The organism is Nostoc flagelliforme FACHB-838, from assembly GCF_014698065.1.
Classification (GTDB): Bacteria; Cyanobacteriota; Cyanobacteriia; order Cyanobacteriales; family Nostocaceae; genus Nostoc; species Nostoc flagelliforme_B.
Genome location: NZ_JACJSI010000425.1, coordinates 1 through 4892, shown reverse-complemented (window position 1 = coordinate 4892; position 4892 = coordinate 1). Strand labels below are relative to the sequence as shown.

Below are 4892 nucleotides of genomic sequence, written 5' to 3'. Positions count from 1 at the left end.
ATTTAATTCAGCAACTAAAACGCCCAAGTATTCCTATGTGCTTGGTTTGATTTAAATTGTCGTGTGGTAGGGCTACGCCCCGCTCGCTATTTGTTCCAGTTGCGTAAGTCCTGTTAATTAGAAATGCATCGTCAAGCTGGGAAATTAGTTTTCCAATTTTGGAAATTTACTGGGGCGTATCTGCGAACTGTCTTATTAACAAAAGGTTAACAGAGAAAACAAAGGGACTTGGGGATTTGGGGAGAATGCCACTCATCCTGTAAAATTCACAGGTATACTTTCCCTTATGCCATTATGCAACGCTTGCCATATCGTATTCGTCGCGTTTGGGCAGTTCTCTTCCTCACAACACTAACCTTCTGTTTGTGGTTAGCACATCCTTCCCTAACAATTGGGCATAAGGGAATATTAGAAATAGCAACAGCCCAATTGTCAGGTTTAACCCAGCCATTGCAGCAAGGGCTTGAGCTATACCAAGCTGGCGATATTCAAGGGGCAATTAAGTCTTGGCAAGCAGCCCTTTTAAATCAACAGCGTACTAGTAATTATTCTCAAAAAATAAGTGTCCGAACATACCTTGCTAGAGCATACCAACAAGTAGGACAAATACCTGAAGCGATCGCCCAATTAAAAGAAGTTATTGCCTACTATCGTCAAAAAAACGAGCCGATCAAAGTAGGGCGGATGCTGACAGAAGAGGCTCAACTCTACAGTAGCTTGGGACAGCACCGACGGGCAATTACGATTTTGTGCGGTGAAAAGCAGAGCAATGCAACTTGTATTCCAGATAGTGCCATAGAAATTGCCCGCCACCACTCAGATGATCTCGGCGAAATAGCCGCTTGGGGTAGTTTAGGAAATGCTCATCGTCTCCAAGGCGAGTATGAGCAAGCTATTTCTAATTTTGAACGTAGTGATGAAATCGCCAAGCGTGTTGATAATCAAACTTACATAATATCTAATCTGAATGGTTTAGCGAATACCTATGCTAGTCTTGCAAAGAGCAATCAGCATCGTGCCAAATTTGCCAGTGAGGTAGGTGATAAAAAAGCTGCCAAAAAATACCAGCAATACACTGTTGCCAATGATAACGAAGCTGTACATCATTTTGAGCAAAGCCTAAATCTAGCCCGTAGTCAGAATGATAAAGTTAATGAACTGCGATCGCTACTAGGTTTAGTTAAGCTTTATCATCACCAACATAGTCAGGATAAAGCCATAGTTAACAATACATTACAGCAAGCTCTAATCTTAGTGGAACAATTGCCTGACTCACGCGATAAAGCCTATGCGGTAATTCAACTTGCTAATCTTTTACAAATCGTTAACCAAAAGAGCGAGTCGATCGGTACTGACCCTGCAATTCAATGCTTAAAGTCAGAATCGTTATCTAAGGCTGTTGAATTACTTAACAAAGCTGTAGCAATTACTCAAAAAATACAGGATAGAGAAGGAGAATCCTTTTCCAAAGGGCGATTAGGACACATTTACGAATGTGGGCAGGATTATCAACAAGCTCTAAATTTAACTCAACAAGCGCTAATTGGTACTGTCGCTAATGAGAACCTTTACCTGTGGGCATGGCAGGCGGGACGATTATCTAAAGCCACAGGTCGAGTAAAAGAAGCAATTACTTTTTATGAAAAGTCTATTGATAGTCTCAAGAGTATTCGTAGTGACTTAATCATACAACAGCGAGATTTACAGTTTGACTTTCGAGATAACGTTGAACCAGTCTACCGTGAGTTGCTGGAGTTACGCCTAGAGCAAACTAATAATCTTGTTCAAACATCAGATATTCAACATAATTTGGAGTCAGTACTTCCAATAATAGATGAGTTAAGGTTAGCAGAACTACAAAACTATTTAGGTAATAATTGTGATTTAGCCTTGATTCAAAAACCAGCGCCACTAGTGGGCAAAAACACTGCTGTCTTGAGTTCGATTATTTTGAAAGAACATCTTGCAATCATTCTCACGTTAGCTGATAAAGAGCAAAAAATTAAGTCAAAAGTTTTTTGGATACCTGTTAAAAATCAGGAAGTTAGAGACATTATCAATGATCTACGAATTAAACTAGAAAAGCGTTCTGACTTGGAAAATACTTATCAAGCTAGAGCAAAACAAGTATATGACTGGTTTATTCGTCCTTTTGTCAGCGATTTAGAAAAAGAAAAAATTGAAACTTTAGTGTTTATTCAAGACGGAATTCTTCGGAGTATCCCCATAGCTGCACTGTTTGATGGTAAGCAATTCTTGATTGAAAAGTATGTGATCGCCTTTGCTCCAGCATTCACTTTGACAAATCCTCTACAGTCTAATCCAAAGAAATTACAGGTATTAGCTTTTGGCTTGACACAACCAGCTACCGTCGAAACAGATGCTGGTTCAAAGTTTTTTGAGCCGCTTACCCAAGTCCAATCCGAGTTGAAAGCGATTACAACGAGTTTACCTAAAAGCAAGGGCTTACTGGATCAAGACTTTACACGTGAGCGCTTGGAAAAAGAGTTAAAAGAAAACACTTACCCAATAATTCATTTAGCGACTCACGGCAAGTTTGGTATTGATGATCGAGAAACTTTTTTAGTAACTGGAAAAAAAGTGACTACAAATCCTCAAAAATCAGTTACAACCGAGACTTACAATGAAAAACTGACACTAAACGACCTTTACGAACTTATTAATAGCACTCGCATTAAAAACCAACCGATTGAATTACTAACTTTGACAGCCTGTGAAACAGCAGTAGGAAGCGATCGTGAAACTCTGGGTTTAGCTGGTATCGCTATCCAAGCCGGATCTCAAAGTGCTATAGCTTCTTTATGGAAAGTTGATGACGCAGCAACAGCGCAACTGATAGCTAAATTTTATCAAAACTGGCATAGCGGAATGAGTAAAGCTAAAGCCTTACAAACGGTTCAAATAGCTTGGTTGCAAGCACATCAGAAGCAACTTGAAAGTCACCCTGGATATTGGGCACCATTCATTCTCATTGGTAACTGGCTTTGATTCTTACATTTGTGAAAATTTTCTACTACTAACGTTGTAATTGATGGATTGTACTATTTGTCAGCGCTGCTTTAGTTTGTTCTCTCAATTCGGTTTGAGTTCCAGTTGCTACCTGTTCTAGGATAGACTTTCTTAATTCTTTCAGAGTCGGTTCATTGTTTGAACTTAAAGCAATTTCTACAGTTTTATACCATAAATCAGCTTTTTTGTAGAGATTTGCCACCTTTAGAACATCATTGCTTTGAGAGAGTTGGTTTTTCACTTCTGGCGGAGTTAAAACGACTTTCATCGCTGCGATCGCAAATGGATTACCTGAAGGACGATTAGCATCGCAAACCAATTCGACTTGCCAAAGGTATCTTCTGCCAACTAACAATTCTTGACTAGGCAGAGATAGAATCATGATTCCTGGAGAACTTTTAAAATTTTCATCTTTAATTTCTTTTACCAATCTAGATTGTTTAGTAGCTTGATTGTACTCATAAAGGCGAAATTCCATTTGCCAAGAGCTAGTATCTTTCACAAACCAGGCAAATGTAGGACTGTTTGCCAAAGTTTGACCGTAACTTTGAGTAGGTGCAAGTAAAATAATATTTGGAATACTACTTGAGGATGCCTCACTTTCAGTCTCACATCCCCTAGAACCACCTGAAGTTCCTCTAGTTTGAGGTGGAGGATCGTCAGAATTATTGTTGTTACCGTTAGCTAAAGCTGTTGTAGGCATTAATAACAACAAGCTCAAAGCAATGTAGTTAGTAAGGTTATGCTTCAAACATTTTTGCAAAGAGCGTTTTCTGTTAACCATGTTCTTTAATAATTTGCTAAGAAGAAGAGTCTTAATAAAATATCTGGCTTCACAAGCTATATTCTGCAAATCACCTTGCAAAATACTGTATTTTTAAATGCATGACAGCTTCACCATTAGAAATCAGCGTACAAGATATTGCTCACTATGAGATCAGGCATTCCTGAAAATAAATCGACAGTTGTCATGAGTAGTGCAATTACACTTCAACACTTGCAACCTAATGGTGTACTCGCCATGCCACATACAAAAAGCATTACATCAATCCAATCCAAAATTTCTCATCGCTTTCCACAAATTAGGTCGTCGCTTATGCTGGACTTTCCATTGAGACAACAAACTATCATAATTCTGCGGTGCTAACTCCTTCAAGGCAGACATCCATTGTGCATTTTTCGTATAATCCGAGTTTTGAGACGAGTCCGGTCTGGGTACAAAGTTGTGTAAGTTTGCTTGCCAATAATCCATCACTCTTTCCCACAAATCAGAGGGTGCATATTCTTGGAGATACGTTCTCCTAGAAATATCATCTCGTGTCGATAGTTGGTTTGGCAAAATCACAACCTCATAAAACTTTGGGTAGGGGGATTTCCCCTGATACTTTATCTCGGTCAAATCTTTCGTTAACAAATGTAAAACACTATATTCCCCACCCAGTTGCCCCTGTTCTCCAGGTAAATTCTCCAGCCACTCGATAATTTTTTGCCTAAACCAAGTATGTCCTTTTTCCTTAGTTGTAATACTATCGAGCAACCAATGCAACCACCAAGTATCTACGGGTTTTTGATGTGCATATAAACCTGAATACCTGTATGGTGTACCACGTTTAATTATTGATTCACGCCAAGATGTAAACAAGGCTTGCCAAGTATCTTTATTAACTGGTATCTCAGCAAAAGCTGTGAACATACTCGACCAGTCGTAACAACATTCAAAAGTAATATGCTGAATTTCTAAAGCATTCACCCGTTCGATTTCTCCCAATTCTCGAACAGCTTGCTGATAATAGCGAAGTAAAGTTTTTTCCTTTTCCCAATTCCCAGGAGCGTAAGAAAATCCACCCACAGCAACAAATAGC

General features: G+C 39.1%; 2 protein-coding genes and 1 pseudogene. 1 reads left to right on the top strand and 2 read right to left on the bottom strand.

The annotated features are described in order from the left end of the window. The first annotated feature begins 294 nt into the window (after positions 1–294). A complete protein-coding gene (locus H6G97_RS45565; protein WP_190947017.1) occupies positions 295–3009 on the top strand; it encodes a CHAT domain-containing protein in 2715 nt (904 codons plus the stop codon). 28 nt (positions 3010–3037) lie between these two features. Here the strand turns inward: H6G97_RS45565 and H6G97_RS45560 are convergent, their stop codons facing one another. Both H6G97_RS45560 and H6G97_RS45555 read right to left on the bottom strand, forming a co-directional pair. Then, a complete protein-coding gene (locus H6G97_RS45560) occupies positions 3038–3814 on the bottom strand; it encodes a DUF928 domain-containing protein (RefSeq protein WP_206759171.1) in 777 nt (258 codons plus the stop codon). A 261-nt stretch (positions 3815–4075) separates the two neighbouring features. Beyond that, positions 4076–4892 (bottom strand): annotated as a pseudogene (locus H6G97_RS45555) (hypothetical protein); the annotation flags it as partial.